At 34.8% G+C, this 15,536-nt stretch carries 15 protein-coding genes; 12 read left to right on the forward strand and 3 right to left on the reverse strand.

Features of this window, described 5'->3' with window-relative positions:
• Window positions 1–453: 453 nt before the first annotated feature.
• From R2S08_RS27870 to R2S08_RS27910, 9 genes are all read left to right on the forward strand, one after another.
• Window positions 454–1,104 (forward strand): hypothetical protein, encoded by a 651-nt coding sequence (locus R2S08_RS27870; RefSeq protein ID WP_316838175.1) that lies wholly within the window; start codon window positions 454–456, stop codon window positions 1,102–1,104.
• A gap of 7 nt (window positions 1,105–1,111) precedes the next feature.
• Window positions 1,112–1,792: a hypothetical protein gene (locus R2S08_RS27875; RefSeq protein WP_316838176.1), complete on the forward strand. Its 681-nt coding sequence runs from the start codon at window positions 1,112–1,114 to the stop codon at window positions 1,790–1,792.
• Between the two features lie 173 nt (window positions 1,793–1,965).
• Entirely contained in the window at window positions 1,966–2,832 is an 867-nt protein-coding gene (locus R2S08_RS27880) for a hypothetical protein (protein WP_316838177.1), read from the forward strand.
• Window positions 2,833–2,859: 27 nt separating this feature from the next.
• A complete protein-coding gene (locus tag R2S08_RS27885; RefSeq protein ID WP_316838178.1) occupies window positions 2,860–3,957 on the forward strand; it encodes a TlpA disulfide reductase family protein in 1,098 nt (365 codons plus the stop codon).
• Between the two features lie 173 nt (window positions 3,958–4,130).
• Window positions 4,131–5,342, forward strand: coding sequence for an ATP-binding protein (locus R2S08_RS27890; protein WP_316838179.1), 1,212 nt, complete (start codon window positions 4,131–4,133; stop codon window positions 5,340–5,342).
• Between the two features lie 428 nt (window positions 5,343–5,770).
• Window positions 5,771–6,013, forward strand: coding sequence for a hypothetical protein (locus tag R2S08_RS27895; RefSeq protein ID WP_316838180.1), 243 nt, complete (start codon window positions 5,771–5,773; stop codon window positions 6,011–6,013).
• A 91-nt stretch (window positions 6,014–6,104) separates the two neighbouring features.
• Complete coding sequence (locus tag R2S08_RS27900; protein ID WP_316838181.1) at window positions 6,105–7,229, forward strand: TlpA disulfide reductase family protein; 1,125 nt, start codon at window positions 6,105–6,107, stop codon at window positions 7,227–7,229.
• Window positions 7,230–7,470: 241 nt separating this feature from the next.
• Window positions 7,471–7,701 (forward strand): hypothetical protein, encoded by a 231-nt coding sequence (locus tag R2S08_RS27905; protein WP_316838182.1) that lies wholly within the window; start codon window positions 7,471–7,473, stop codon window positions 7,699–7,701.
• 101 nt (window positions 7,702–7,802) lie between these two features.
• Complete coding sequence (locus R2S08_RS27910; RefSeq protein ID WP_316838183.1) at window positions 7,803–9,197, forward strand: TlpA disulfide reductase family protein; 1,395 nt, start codon at window positions 7,803–7,805, stop codon at window positions 9,195–9,197.
• A 58-nt stretch (window positions 9,198–9,255) separates the two neighbouring features.
• On the opposite strand, the gene R2S08_RS27915 is transcribed toward R2S08_RS27910, so the two are convergent.
• The gene (locus R2S08_RS27915; RefSeq protein ID WP_316838185.1) at window positions 9,256–9,945 is read right to left on the reverse strand and encodes a LytTR family DNA-binding domain-containing protein; all 690 of its coding nucleotides are present in this window, start codon (window positions 9,943–9,945) and stop codon (window positions 9,256–9,258) included.
• An 11-nt stretch (window positions 9,946–9,956) separates the two neighbouring features.
• Window positions 9,957–11,336 carry a sensor histidine kinase gene (locus R2S08_RS27920; protein ID WP_316838186.1) on the reverse strand — a complete coding sequence of 460 codons (1,380 nt, stop codon included), beginning with the start codon at window positions 11,334–11,336 and terminating at the stop codon, window positions 9,957–9,959.
• 366 nt (window positions 11,337–11,702) lie between these two features.
• On the opposite strand from R2S08_RS27920, the gene R2S08_RS27925 reads away from it, so the two are divergent.
• Both R2S08_RS27925 and R2S08_RS27930 read left to right on the forward strand, forming a co-directional pair.
• Window positions 11,703–11,945: a hypothetical protein gene (locus tag R2S08_RS27925; RefSeq protein ID WP_316838187.1), complete on the forward strand. Its 243-nt coding sequence runs from the start codon at window positions 11,703–11,705 to the stop codon at window positions 11,943–11,945.
• 197 nt (window positions 11,946–12,142) lie between these two features.
• Window positions 12,143–13,477 carry a TlpA disulfide reductase family protein gene (locus R2S08_RS27930; RefSeq protein WP_316838188.1) on the forward strand — a complete coding sequence of 445 codons (1,335 nt, stop codon included), beginning with the start codon at window positions 12,143–12,145 and terminating at the stop codon, window positions 13,475–13,477.
• 21 nt (window positions 13,478–13,498) lie between these two features.
• On the opposite strand, the gene R2S08_RS27935 is transcribed toward R2S08_RS27930, so the two are convergent.
• On the reverse strand, window positions 13,499–14,566 hold the full coding sequence (locus R2S08_RS27935; RefSeq protein WP_316838189.1) for a YhcG family protein: 1,068 nt from the start codon (window positions 14,564–14,566) through the stop codon (window positions 13,499–13,501).
• Between the two features lie 375 nt (window positions 14,567–14,941).
• Between R2S08_RS27935 and R2S08_RS27940 the strand changes: the two genes are divergently transcribed.
• A complete protein-coding gene (locus R2S08_RS27940) occupies window positions 14,942–15,442 on the forward strand; it encodes a DinB family protein (protein WP_316838190.1) in 501 nt (166 codons plus the stop codon).
• The last annotated feature ends 94 nt before the right edge of the window (window positions 15,443–15,536 follow it).

The following is a 15,536-nucleotide window of genomic DNA, read 5'->3' on the forward strand; positions in this document are numbered from 1 at the left end:
AATTAAAAATGTCCCAATTTTGATAAATGTTATATTTGGGAATATGCTACCCTTTATCTTAGGCTTAGTTCTGTACTTTCCATTATTAGTAATAAAAATGGCGCTCTTGAATTAGAAGCAATTTACATAGTTGTTGTCAAATCCGCTTGGGCACAACACTCTATATTATGAATAACCTGAATTCTTTTATGAATCGGGACTTTTTTATCGGGAATTGACTATTAACTCTTTTAAATGGAGGCCGAAAATAGGTGGTACCCGAACAGGAAAATCGGGAAAATAAGTACTTTGGAGAAAGACTAAACTTTGAGGAAACTTGTTGATTTTTCCTTAAAACCTATTTGAAATATATGGAATTCTTAACCAAATGGCCATAATTCATAACCAATAGATAATGAGGGCTTAATTTATTTTGAATCCTATAGTTTTGCTTAAATCAAACAGATAGATTTTATGAAAACTATCCCCACCTATATCCTTAATTTAGAAAATAGAACTGATAAAAAGCACCACATTTTAAAAGAATTTGCTGGCCGAGCTGAATTCTCTATCAATATTATTGCTGCAGAAGAATGTGAAACTGGCGCTATTGACTTATGGAATACGATAAAATACATTCTTCAGAATTTAGTTCCGTCAGAAGAAGAATATATTATTATTTGTGCAGACGATCATGTATTTACCGAAAGCTACAATGAAGAATCACTTATTAAAGCTATAATAGATGCTCAAAAAAAAGAAGCAGCAGTTTTAATTGGGGGAGTAAGTTGGTTTGATACTGCATTACAAATTTCACCTGGTTTATTTGTGATTGATAAATTCTTGGGTTTACAATTTGCAGTAATCTACCGTAAATTTTTCAATGCCATTTTGGAAGCTGACTTTGGACCTAATGATGTCGCAGATTATAAAATATTTGGGCTTACAGAAGATAAATTACTGATATATCCATTTATGTCAGCACAAAAGGAATTTGGTCACTCTGATATTACCCCAAAAAATAATAATGGGGGTCATGTTACTCAAATACCGAACGATTCTTCTGCAATACTCAAAGTGCTGAATGATATCGCCTTGTTTTATGAATTAGATGTTGCTAAATGATAAAATTGTGAGAGAAACAGACTTATATAATGATATGGTTATACCCACCTATGTCATTAATCTTTCCGAAAGAACAGATAGATTAGCACATATCCGGAAACAATTTGAGCATAAGAAAGAATTTGAATTGATTCTTGTAGAAGCATGTAAGCATGAAGCAGGTACCCTTGGTTTGTGGAATAGTATAGTCAAAGTTATTAAGCTGGCTATTGCCAATGATGATGATGTAATTATCATTTGCGAAGATGATCATGAGTTTACCGAAAACTATTCAAAAGAGCATCTGCTGCAAAACGTTATTGAGGCCAATGAACAAGGGGTCAATATTTTAAGTGGGGGTATAGGGGGCTTCAATTATGCAATTCCGGTTACCAATAGCCGGTGCTGGATAGATTCTTTTTGGTGTACGCAATTTATTGTGATTTATAAAAATTTCTTTCAAATCATTTTGGAAGAACCTTTCTCGGGTAAAGATACTGCTGATGGTAAATTCTCTGAAATGACCAGTAGCAAGATGGTGCTTTATCCTTTTATATCGGTTCAAAAAGACTTTGGATATTCAGATGTTACCAGGATCAATAATGAATTTAGCGGGCAGATCACCAGATATTTCGAAAGTGCGAACAATCGGCTATCAAGCGTAATGAAGACTTATGAAAAATACAGAAACATGTCTTCCAATCAATAAATGAAACCATCATGAGTTTACAATCACAAAACACAATGAGTAGAAACTCATGATAGCTTCATAACCTTTAAAATTAATTATATACTAATGAAACCATCATAAGCATACCGCTTACAAACAGCAATGAATATGCTTATGATAGCTTCATAACCTTTAAAATTAATTATATACTAATGAAAATAAAAGTACGAGTGACCTGTTTTTGGCAAGACGATAAAAGCTTTTTGAATACAATAAGACGATTTGGTCGAGGTCTTTTGCAATGGAAGAATATAGAATTTGTGGCCGATAACAGTTATGACCGATTAATCATCCTGACTAGACCACATAAGGACTTTGGGGAGTACGATCTTGGAAAGGCTATTACATTTTTCACAGAGCCGCCGGCTTCAGCAAACCGGCATAATAGTCCATGTGCTCGAACCGAAATAATGTATCTCCCAACACCTTTTTGGCCCTCAAAAATATCTGGTGCTGTCAAGCATGGCGGAGATGGAATCCGCATTCGAAAAAGAAAGCTACTGTCATGCATTACCAGTGACCTGAATTTTATGGAAGGTCATTTTTACAGATTGAGAGTGGTAGATATGCTGGACCAATTAATCACGGAGGGTTTAGACATATGGGGGAAAGAATATGGAAATATGTTCTTCAACAGGCTAATGAATTACAAAGGAGAACTGGTCCAAAAATATGATGGGCTTTGGGATTATTATTATCATTTTATCAGCGAAAATTCTTTTGAACAGGGCTATTTTACAGAAAAGATTGTAGATCCTATTGTTGCCGAGACGCTATGTTTCTATGATGGGTGTAAAGACTTGGAGAAATTTATTGATGAAAGGGCTTTTGTGAGAGTTAACGTAAAAGAACTAGATGCTGCTGACGTCATAATAAAAACGATACAGAATAATGAATATTCCAGGAGAGTTAAATATATCAGACAACAAAAGAAGAGACTGTTAACTGATCTAAATCCGCTAAATATAATCTGGATGAGCGTTAATGACAAGGATGTTTTAAAAGAATGCCTATTGTAATACTCGAAGACTTAAAGTATATAAAAAATGCATAGAAAATTAATAGTGGTATGCTTATTCATTGCAATGGCATGCAATTCCAGAAAAAGTCTAACGATAAATGGACAAATAAGCAACTGTGAAGACGGTAAAATAACCCTTTATCTAAAAAATGCAATATCAAGGTTTGAGGAGACCTATACTGTGGAAATAAAAGGAGGTGTTTTCAATTTTAATAACATTAAGATTGACGAACTTAAAATTGCTGATTTAATATACCTTCCCAATCATGGTAAGGAAATAGGTTTAAACACTCATTATTTTTGGGTAGAAAATGACAGAATAAAAATCTCTGGAGATTTCCGCGAAAGAGAGAAGATTCAAATAGTTGGAAACAGCATAGATAAATTAGCTGAAAGGTATAATGATGTCTGGATGCCAAAAAGATCCGATCATCATGTAGATGAAGGAAATATTAATAGTCCCGAGCTAAGCAAAGCGCTTGCTGCCGATAGATATTTCAATAGGATTCTTAAGGTTGTAAAGGAAAATAACGATTCTCAGTTTATGCTGGTTGTAATTTATAATTATATAAAGCTTATTAATATCTATGAAGATGATAAGGGAGCGAAAAGGATTGAAAAGTTATTGGCTACTTTAAATTTCAACTATAATAAATTGCCAATCTCAAAGAAAATTATCTCGACCTTAAATCTTTTTAAAAGTGTTTCTGCAGGAAATGTATTATCCGTTTTTGAAGGACATGATGAATCTGGAAAATTGTTTAATTCAAGTGCGCTTCACAACAAATTTACTTTGTTGGAATTTTGGTCATTGGGCTGCAGGCCATGTATTGAAGCATTTCCCGCCTGGGAGGAAGTGTATAAAAAATACCATACTAAGGGGTTTGAAATGCTTGCGATATCCTTGGATAGGGATAGACCGGAAGAATGGAGCAGATTTTTAGAGAAGAGAAATTTACCATGGAAAAATATCGTGGAATTTGATGGAGAAAAAGGAAGAGCGAGTGAGAAATTTTTTATAACCTATTTGCCTCAAAACATCCTGATTGATGAAAATCACCGAGTCATTGAACGGAATATCAGTAAGGACAGATTGGAGCTTTTTCTAGAGAAATCACTATAAATCGGAAAATGAACTATTACGACTGAAGTTAACAAGCCCTTCAATGACATCATCATTGAAGGGCTTGTTACAACAGGGCGTTAATCTTTAAATTAAACAAACCTTTTGATGCAAACATACAATAGTTTTGTTTTCAAAACAAAACTATTGTATGTTTGCATCAAACACTTTTTATGATAGCACAAAACGTCCTCAGCCAGATCATTCAGGCGCAAAGCCTCAATATAGCTAACAAGGACATGGGGCTAAAAAGAGACGCGCTTCCGTTGTTGCCGAATTTAGCTGCACATGCCTTAATCGTATCAGGTATAAGGAGATGTGGAAAAAGCACTTTGTTATTTCAATTATTAAACAGTAAATACCCTGGTGCACTATATCTCAATTTTGAAGACCCCAGATTATATGACTTTGAAAACAAGGATTTCTTAAGGTTAGATGATTTGATTAGAGCACAGAACATTTCAGTGTTAATGTTTGATGAAATCCAAATTATACCAGAATGGGAAAGATATGTACGACAGAAATTAGACGAAGGTTATAAGATTGTAGTTACTGGCTCAAACGCTTCGCTGCTGAGCAGAGAATTAGGGACAAAGCTTACAGGGCGACACATTACTAAAGAGTTATTCCCATTTTCTTATCATGAGTTCATTTCTTACCAGAAATTAAAACCCTCATCCGAATCATTAATTAATTATCTGACAATCGGTGGCTTTCCAGAGTACATAAAGGAAAGAACCGATGATATTCTAAATCATCTTTTTGAAGACATACTGATCCGTGACATTGCCGTTCGATACAGCATCAAAGATGTAAGGACATTACAGCGTTTGGCCCAATATTTAATCTCAAATGTTGGAAAGCCAGTTTCGGGCAATAAGCTTAAAAACATTTTTGAAGTGGGTGCTACCAGTACTGTATTGGAATATTTATCACATATGGAATACGCCTGTTTATTGCATTTTGTACCTAAGTTTAGTTACTCTTTAAAAAAACAGATTGCAAACCCGAGGAAAGTATATGCAATTGATACGGGCCTTGTCAATGTCAATTCAGGGTCTTTTACCGAAGACAACGGGCGTAAATTCGAAAACCTTATCTTTTTGCATCTTCGCCGAACTTATAAAGAGATCTATTATTTTTCTGAAAAAGGAGAATGCGATTTTATTGCATTTAAAAATGGGGCTTTTCATCAAGCTATTCAAGTATGCTATGAATTAAACTCAGATAACTTGGATAGAGAAATCAATGGTATGATTGAAGCCCTGGAGTTATTTAATATTGAGGAAGGTACTTTAGTCACTATTTCGCAAAAAGATCAATTCGAAAAGAACGGAAAAATTATTCATGTCGTTCCCGCCCATGAATACCTATTGAAGCAGTAACTCAAAGAAAGCAGTTTATTATAATCTAACCTATAAGTCAAATCTCCCGGATTGGCATCCAATATTTTTTCTGAAATTCATAAATCTGTCGAGTCTGATGGATGTGGATATTCCGCTGCAGTTCTCATGTGGTAAATTCCTGATAAATAGGCGATAATTCAGAATGCTATACCTATTATTCATAATACAAAGTGCTGTGCTTAAAATGATTTTAATACAATATGTAACTTGCTTAAGCTACAAAAGCGATTTTGTATTAAACGAACATTATTTAATCGCATAGTTTTTAAAGACCTTGTACAAAAAGGGGCTGCCAGTTGCAACAGAACAGCCCCAATAACAAGCATGATGTTATAAAAAAACATGCCGCTTGAAGCATCCCGGCGTGGCAGGGATGCAAAATCTATTTATTAAATCTTACACAAGTTATGAAAAAATTAAAATTGAATGCTTTAGCCCTTCAAACAGGAGAAGTATTGAGTAGAAGTCAATTGAAAAAAGTATTAGGGGGTAGTGGTAGTTCTAGTGGAGCTTGCGACAATGAGTGTACTACAGAAGATAAGTCTTGTACGATGCCCGGACAAACAGCAGGTACATGTAAATCTCATGGTATATATCCAATTGGATCATGTCCAGGTAGAACAAGTGTGCTACTTTGTGATCCTAGCTAATTGATAACAATGAGCATTAGAAGAACTTTCTCTAATGCTCATTGTTTCAATGTCAAGAAATAAATTATCGTTAATTGCTAAGCTCTACCTTATGAAGTTTTTATCTCTATTACTATTTCCGTTATTGTCCTGTGCAGCTTACGCACAAAATACGTTGACTATTCATGGCTACGCACCCAAATTAAAAGATGGGACTTTGATTTATTTTGAACCTTTTTATCCGAGACGTTTTTCAAATCAACAGGAAAAGGAAACAGCTGAAATAAGAAAATATGGATCTTTCGTTGTAAAAAACGGGAAGTTTCAATCCAAGATGAAAATAAGAAATGGTGAGATATTTATTTTGTCTCTGGATAGAGGGAAATCAGAATGGTTATGTCTTTCTCCAGGAAAAGTAGCGATTACCATTCCGGATACCAGTTTGCTGAAAATTGAAATCGACAGTAATAAAACAGCTCTTGAATATAAGATGTACAATGGTTCCAGAAGTAAAATATATAGGGATTTTGCCCTGGCTAAACGGAATTGGTACAACTCTATGGAGACAAAAGATATTCCCTTAATCAATAAAAAGAAGCAATTGTATGATTCATTAAAGGTTGTAGTTGTAGAGCAGGATATAACAGATTGTCGGAAATGGATTTTTGAACATCCCGATTCTTTTATTAATGCTTCTCTTTTATATAATAGTCAGAAATCTATGGCAGATGCTGAAGTAAAAAAAATATTTCTGTCTTTTCCTAAAAGTGTTAAGAACAATAGATACGGTGACGATTTACAATACATCGTAGATAGTCTGCTTATAGGAGGCTACGCTCCAAAATTTGTTCAAAACGATACCAGCGGCCGTTTGGTAAGTTTGAAAAGTTTTAAGGGAAAATACGTGTTTATAGATTTTTGGGCATCATGGTGTGTGCCTTGCAGAGCCGAGAATCCAAATGTGGTAAAGGCTATGAACAAATATAGCGGCAAAAACTTCACCACAATAAGCATCTCTCTGGATAGTAAAAAAGATGCCTGGATCAACGCGATAAAGCAAGATGGTTTGAACTGGACGCATTTGTCAGATTTGAAGGAATTTCAAAATGAGGTGTCTGTAAAATATAATATTTATTCGATTCCAGATAATTTTCTAATTGATCCAGATGGAAGAATTATTGCAAGTCATTTGCATGGTGAACAGTTATTAAAGTTGTTAGATCAATTGGTAAAATAGCCTATCAGTTATATACTTTTTTCATTTCACGTAATACAAAGTACTACGCTTAAAATGATCCTGCCACAATATGTAACTTGCTTAAGCTGCAAAAGCGAATATTTCGAATTGTACAAAAAGGGGCTGCCAGTTGCAACAGAACAGCCCCAATAACAAGCATGATGTTATAAAAAAACATGCCGCTTGAAGCATCCCGGCGTGGCAGGGATGCAAAATCTATTTATTAAATCTTACACAAGTTATGAAAAAATTAAAATTGAATGCTTTAGCCCTTCAAACAGGAGAAGTATTGAGTAGAAGTCAATTGAAAACAGTGATTGGGGGAAATGGAAGTGGAACTGGCTCTGGAAGTTGCTTTCTCAGGTGCGATCAAAACTCAACTTCCGGCACCGATGTAGCTGATTGTTCAAGAGCAACTGCAGAAGCAGGATGTGGTTCAGATTTAAGTAATACAGTTTGTGTTTGTGCCTAGCTAAGGATATAAACTGGTTCAACCGCAGAAAATGGAATGAGGATGTATATCCTCATTCTAATAAAACATATTTTTATGATTCATCCTTTTAAATTAAAAACATGAAGTTTTTTAAATTGATATTTCTTGTTTTATTTTTAGTATCCATCCACGCAAGAGCAGATGTGATCATTACAGGTAAAATAGTGAACGCGAAAGCGGGAAAGGTAGTATTGAAGCAAAATAGCGCCTTTTTAACAGATTTTTTGCCAGATGTAATTTTTTCCTCAGATGTAATTACGGATAGTTTAAGCATAACCTTACCCTTAAAAAAGGCAAAGCTTATCACATTTCATTTTTCAGGTACTGGAATTAATCAGGAAATATTTGTTAGTCCCGGAGATAAAATCAACTTCATACTTAACGACAAAGGGGTAGAGTTTTTTGGTATAAACCAAGGTTCATATAATTTTTCAGCAGAGATGGCCCGTACAATAGATAATCGTACAAGACCATCGTTTAAGAAATATACAGATCTATTAAATTACAAAGCAGATTTAGTGGAATGGTTTAACAAGAAGAGCGATTTTTTAAACAGATACAGCAAGACCCATAACTTATCAAAACAAGCAATCAAATTCTTTAATGAAAATATTCAGTATGAGTATAACTTTTACTTAAATAGTGCGATAGCTGATGTCAATGCTAATAAAAAAAATGCACCAAATGATTATTTAGATGATACAACCAAATTTAATAAAGACCATTTACTCCTTGGAAATTCATTTTACAGGGATGCTGTTATTAGAAAATTTCTATATACAGAGGTAGACAACCCATACGATCATTGTAATGAAGTTTACGCAAATGCAGTTAGAAAATTAAAGGGTAAAACAAGAGATTATTTTATTACAAATATGATTGGTTTATTTATTGAAAGAGCTGCAAAAGGGAATAAAGATAATTTAGTGAAAATAATCAATGCTGAAAAGGAAACCATTAAAGACACCACATACCTTAATTATATCCGTAAAAAGGAAGCCAAATTGTTGATTTTAGAAAAAAAGCTACCTGATTTAGTTTTGGACAAAACCTTTTTAACAAGCTATGATGGCAGGAGGTTAAGCCTTAGGGAATTGTTAGAAATAAACACCGGTAAAGCCCTTTATATTGATTTTTGGGCGAGTTGGTGTATTCCTTGTAGAGAAGATATAAAAAATTCGGCTATTGCAAAAGATTTGATCAAAGAGAAAGGAGTTGAATATCTTTATTTCTCTGTAGATAAAAATGATGAATTATGGAAAAAAGCGGTGCAAGAGGAAAGCATAGAAAAGAATCAATATTTAACTGTAGAAGGACTTAAGAGTCCACTAGCTGTTTTTCTACAAACTTTTTATATACCCCGTTATATTTTCTTAGACGAGCATCATATAGTTAAAAATATTTATGCCCCCCGGCCTACCGAAGTAAATGATTTAAAAAAGTTAATAAGCCCAGCTGTTGTAACCACTTACTGATACATTGCGGATACCTTATCAGATGGCTGATGTAAGCAGAGCAAAGTGGAACACCCTCTCATTTTTGAATGTTCTGTAAGCATTGAGTATATGTTGCCCCAATGGGAATGCTCTTTTCGCCTATCCAAACCTGGAACTTATCAAACTTACTGACCTTATCTCTATTGATGATAAAGGCACGATGAACCCTGATGAAACATTTTGCCGGCAATAAATTCAACATTTCAGCAATAGGAACTCTGGTACTTAAAGATTTATTGTTCTCCAGATGTAAGATCGTATAATTTCCAGAGGCTTCAAGATAGAGGATTTCTTCTACCTCTGTTTTGATCTGTTGATAGCCATCTTTAATAAAAATTGAACTTTGCTGCTTTATACCTTCAGATCCTGCCCTCAGATCATACAATTCCATTGCTTTATTGCATGCTTTTAGAAAGCGGGGAAGTGAAAAAGGCTTTAACAAATAATCTATTGCATCAAGCTCAAAACTTTTTACCGCATGTTCAGAATATGCGGTAGTAAAAATAACCATCGGAGGATTACTTAGAGAGTTGAGCAGGTCCATGCCATTAATGTCTGGCATTTTGATGTCCAGAAAAATCAAGTCAATTTTATGCTGTTGTAAGTAACGGACGGCATCAAAGGCATTTGTGAAGGTGGCTTGTAAGGTAATAAAAGGAACTTTAGCTGCGTGTGATTTTACGACATCAAGGGCAATTGGTTCATCATCTATTGCAATAGCATTCATTGGTTTAAATTTTATAATTGCAAGGTAAGATGTATAAAGAACTCTTTTGCATTTTCTCGGATAAGGAGCTCGTGTTTTTCGGGGTATAGCAGTGCCAGGCGTTGTTTCACATTCTGTAAACCAATTCCGCTTTTAAACCGCTCCGGGTCATTGATTGATTTTAGGTGAATGCTGTTATGTACATCAAAATATAACTTATCTGAACTGGTTTGAAGGGTGATTTTGATATGTGAAGGATATTGCAGACTAATTCCATGTTTAAAGGCATTTTCTACGAATGGAATAAGCAACATCGGAGCGATCTGAAGTTCGTTTAATTGTTCCTCGATCTGGGTTTCTATAGTAATATCTGTTGAAACCGAGGTTCTGAGCTTTTGCAAATCAATGTAATTCTTTAAGTATTCTACATCTCTGGACAGCAGAATTTTATCTTCCAAATTCTCCTGAAGCATAAAACGCATCATATCTCCAAGTTTTTGTATCCCTTCGCTGGTACGTTCTGCCTGCTCCTGAAGTGCTGTACCATATAGCGTGTTTAAAGCATTAAACAGGAAGTGAGGATTGATCTGTGACTTCAGGAAATGAAGTGTCGCATCTGATTTGCCCAATTCAGTTTTCAAGGTGACAATTTCTTCCATGTTTTTTCGGTTTCGTGATTTGTATATGTTCCAGGCAAAGATTGGAACCAGGAAAAGTTGGATAGGAGGATTGATAGCCAATAACAGCTCTACAACATTTCCATTGTTTATGGAATCGAATATGCCGAACAAAAGCACTAATATACCCATAGAAAGAATCGTGGTTAACAATGAATAGCCGATGAATTTTAATACCCGATATTTTTTATGGATCAGATTTGGAATTACAGCGAAAACCAAGATGGCATAATTTGCTATAGCAATGGGTAAAATAAAGCTGAACGCGGCACGGAGAACTATGGGATTGTTAAGCAGTACCGAGCAAGCCTGAAGAAACATACTTATGGCAATTAGCACCGTTACGTCGCTATGAAGCTGGTTTTTTTTGTTTTGCAGATCTCTGCTGAAATAGTTTGCAATCATCTTTACAGACAATAAGATCAGCAGATAGGAATCAATAAGGTTTGCGAAAACGCAAACTTCAATTAATATATAAACAAAGAAAATAGCATTGGAGGGCCTGGTGTCTTTTTTTTCCAGCTCAGGTTTAACGAATAAGGCAAGCAGGAAGTAGCAGGTCGCAACAATGATATATCTAAACAAGGTATTTAACCAGAAATTAGGTTGATAAGGAATTGAGCTCGGGAAATTATGGATACTGACTGCTTGAATTGTTGAAAATATAAAAATAATGACGATGAGCGCCGTAGCTACCCATAGCTCAATTTTTGTGGATTCGTTTAGGTTCTTCATTTAAGGATGGCTGATTAATTTTGATACAGCAATACTACAAAGGCTTTTTCTTTTAAATTATAAAATGTGATGAAACCCTAAAAAAAAGTGACGGATTATGACTCTATATTCCTGCAGTGTAGTTTCTGCCTGGTTCTTTGGAATTGAGTTTGCCTATGGGGAAATTCCTGCTGAAATGGTACTAATTCATAATATTAAACCGGTTATTCATAATACAAGGTGCTGGGCTTAAAATGATTTTGCTATAATATGTACCTTGCTGAGAAGGTACCCTAACCAGCATGAAGTTATTAAAGGCATGCCGCTTAAGTGACCCAGCGTGAATGGGTTACAAAATCCAATAAGAAATTAATTTTATACATGAGTATGAAAAAATTAAGTTTAAATACTTCGGCTTTTCACAAAGGAGAAGTGTTAACACGAAGTCAATTGAAAAAAGTATTGGGAGGCGATGGCAGTGGCGGGGGCTCCGGAGTTACATGTCACGTAACAATAAAAGAGGGATGTTTTGGTTATCCTGGCCCGGGACCAACTTATACAGGTGCTTCGGCAGCAGCTGCTCAAACATGGTGCAGCACTCAGCCATGTTGCGGAAGCATTTCTTGCTAACTTTAAAGGTATACACGAAAGTGTATACCTTATCTCAATACTCTTATGTTCAGAAACTTCAAATGAATTTAAAGCTAGCCATCATTTTAATATTTTTTTCAGCAATAAGTGCAAAAGCCCAAAACCTAACTATTGAACTCTCGTATAAATACAATGCAGGTGAACCCTATTTTAGCAGAGATTCTTTTTATTTCCAGTTGAATAAAACACTTTTTCCTTCACTGACTGGTGAGACGCCAAACCATAAAGTGAAGAGCATACAATTTTTTAAATCAGGAGAAAACAGAAAAACAGTTTGTACCTATAAATTATCAGATGCAAGCCTTGCGATTATTGCTGATGGTTTTGGACATGAGATCATCTTAATTCCAAACGATACGATTAAGATAGCTTCTATTAAAGAGGATATCTCTAACAAAAAGCCACTTCCCTGGACACGTAGTTTTACTTTTTCAGGGCCTAACAGATACATACATTCGTTATTTGATTCATTAGCTTATTGTACCGGAGATGTAAAAATGGATATGGTGAACCCAAATGGAAAAACAATAGATGAATATCTAAAAGTGGTAGATGATAGATATGCAGATCGTTTAAAATACCTGGATAAATATTGTAAAAAATATGGTATTCCTCCGTCTATCAGTAATTTAGTCCGTTCGGAAATCTATTCAGCATATGTCAAGGATATAACTTTTCTTCAATCTTTCCAACTGATGAGTAAAAGCTCAAATGACTTACGGTATTTATTAACGCCCAGGATTGATTTTAACAAGTTAAAGACCAAAAATTTCTTAAAGACAGTTTCAGCCCTACAATCGATATATGAATATCTTTTATATCTAAAAACACCATTTAAAGTTACTGATTTTTATGATAAAACCCGTTTCATGAATGTCTATGATCTAATCAAAGAAAATTATAATAGTAACCTGCGGGATGATTTACTTACATGGCACATGGGGCGTTTTATTAGTGCTGGATATAGCTCTTATATTGATGCCCATATGAGTACCTATAAAATAGATTGTAAGGATGAAAAATCTATATCGTATATAGACTCATTGTTTAAAGTAAAAAAGGCATTATCTAAGCTAACTTACAAGGATGTAATAAGTATGGTTGTCAAAGATTTAGATGATAAACCTTTGGTACTTAAGGATTCTTTTAATCATAAACCAACCCTTATCGATTGCTGGGCGTCCTGGTGTAAACCATGCCTGGGTGAGTTTCCTTTTTCAAAACAATTGGAGGAAGAGTTTAAAGGGAAAATCAATTTTATTTATTTATCCTTTGATAAAAGTTCAACCGCTTGGAAAGCTAAGGCGAAAGAATTGAATATAGTATCTAATACTTACCATATTCCTGACAACTTCGATTCTGGTTTTGCCGGATACTTTAAAATCAACACGATTCCGAGATATATTTTAATAGACTCAAATGGGGATTTGGTAAGTAATGATGCCCCAAGGCCAAGCGATCCGAAATTGAAGGAGATGTTTGATTCTCTTTTGAACAGTGGTGCTTATTAATTTTTTTCAAATACCATAGAATCACTCATTTCCACTTTTAAGCTCATTTTCAATTTCTTCTACAGTTGGCAAGCTACTTTTTAGATTATCAGGCAAGATTTCCGTGAATTCAAATTCACTTACCCCCATTGGTTTGTTCATATCTCTTAAAGCAAATTCGGCTTCAATATTATTCTTATCCCGGCATAACAAAATACCTATCGTTGGATTGTCATCATCCTGTTTAACCAGGCTATCTACTGCCGACAGATAAAAATTGAGCTTACCAGCATATTCAGGTATAAACGATGTGTTTTTAATCTCTATTACAGTATAACATTTTAACCGGGTATGGTAAAATAATAAATCCAAGTAATAGTCAGATTCACCAACAACCAAATGATATTGGCGACCTATAAATGCGAAGCCTTTACCTAGTTCTAGTAAAAACTTTGTAATGTGCTGTACTAACTGATCTTCAATGTCCCTTTCTTTATAAGGATTGGTCATTGTCATAAAGTCAAATACGTATGGATCTTTTAAGGTTTGTTGTGCCAGGTCAGAAGCCGGATCAGGCAATGTATGCTTAAAGTTCGTAATGGCTTTTCCGCTTCTTTGATAAAGTTTTGATTTTATTTGTAAAGCAAGAACATTGCGGCTCCAATTGTTCTCAATAGCTTGTCCAATATAGAATTGGGCTTCCGTTGAATCTTTTGATTTGCTAAAGATTAATATATTATGACCCCAAGGTAATTTGTCCAACAGCTTGTTGGACAAATTATCCAACAAGCTGTTGGATGTTTCATCTTTATAGAATAAATAAAACTGTCTTGCATAGAATAGGTTACTTCTTGACAAACCTTTCATCTCTGGAAATTCAGATCTCAAGTCTTTTGCGACGGCATCAATTAAGTTATCACCCCATTTAACTTCCTGTTCACTGATCATCTGTCCTAATTCCCAATAGAAACGAATCAGTGCTGCATTTACAGTCATCGCAGCTTTGATTTGAGAGAAACGTATTTTAGATTTTAACTCTGTTAACCAAATTTTATATTCTTGAGACTTGTCCATTGAAAAGACTCCAGTTTGTTTTCCTTTAATTTCCATAAGCTTCAATTACAGTCTTTTCTTTGAATTTTCCAAAGCGCAAGAAATTCCTGCCAATGACTTTATTTTCAAGAACGGTGAATTCGTTATCCCTAATTTCTGACATAATTCTATATGGGTTGTCTTAATAGATAATTTATATAGGTAAAAATACTAAAAAAAATAGTAATCAACAACGTCTTTATTCAATTGTCAGGCCCTGTCAATTGCAGAGCTTTTTAAAGTATCTATTGTTGATATGTTTTCAAGCGACGCTACATAACTCAAATCAGAAGATACTTTTGAAAATTGAAGAATTGAGCTAGAAATTGTATCAAAGAGAAAGCTTACAGAAACATTCCTTAGTTTTATATTGAATAAATTACAAGAAAAATGATGAAACAAGCATTAATTGGTGAATTCCTGCATGAAGCAGAAAACACAAGAAAGTTATTATCAATGATTCCGGACAGTGCATTGGAATACCGTCCACAGCCACATCTTTGGTCAGTGGGGCAGCTGGCTTCGCATATTGCCGAAGTATACAACTGGTATGAGCCTACATTTGCCCAGGATGAATTTGATATGGGGTCTTATAAATATGACAAAGGTGATATTAGCAAAGCCTCTAATATCCTGGAGAAGTTTGAAGAAAATATTGCAAAGGCAAAGACCGTAATAGAAAACTCTGATGAATCACAGTATATGAATACTTGGACAATGTCTGCAGGAGGTAGCCCAATTATGCCACCAATGCCGAAGATTCAGGTGATCAGGGGATTTCTTTATAATCATTTGTATCATCATCGTGGAGAGCTTATCTCGCACCTTAGGGTAACAGGAAATAACGTGCCATCTATGTACGGTCCAAATTATGAAGAATCCCAACGCTCCTAAGCTTTATTAAACAAGGCTGATATTCACCAACATTGTTTATTTGTAGATTGAAAATAAAAAAAAGGCCCACTGTTCAATACCACGGGACAGCCAG

Origin of the sequence: Pedobacter nutrimenti, from assembly GCF_032678445.1 — a bacterium.
In the GTDB taxonomy this organism is placed as follows: domain Bacteria; phylum Bacteroidota; class Bacteroidia; order Sphingobacteriales; family Sphingobacteriaceae; genus Pedobacter; species Pedobacter nutrimenti_A.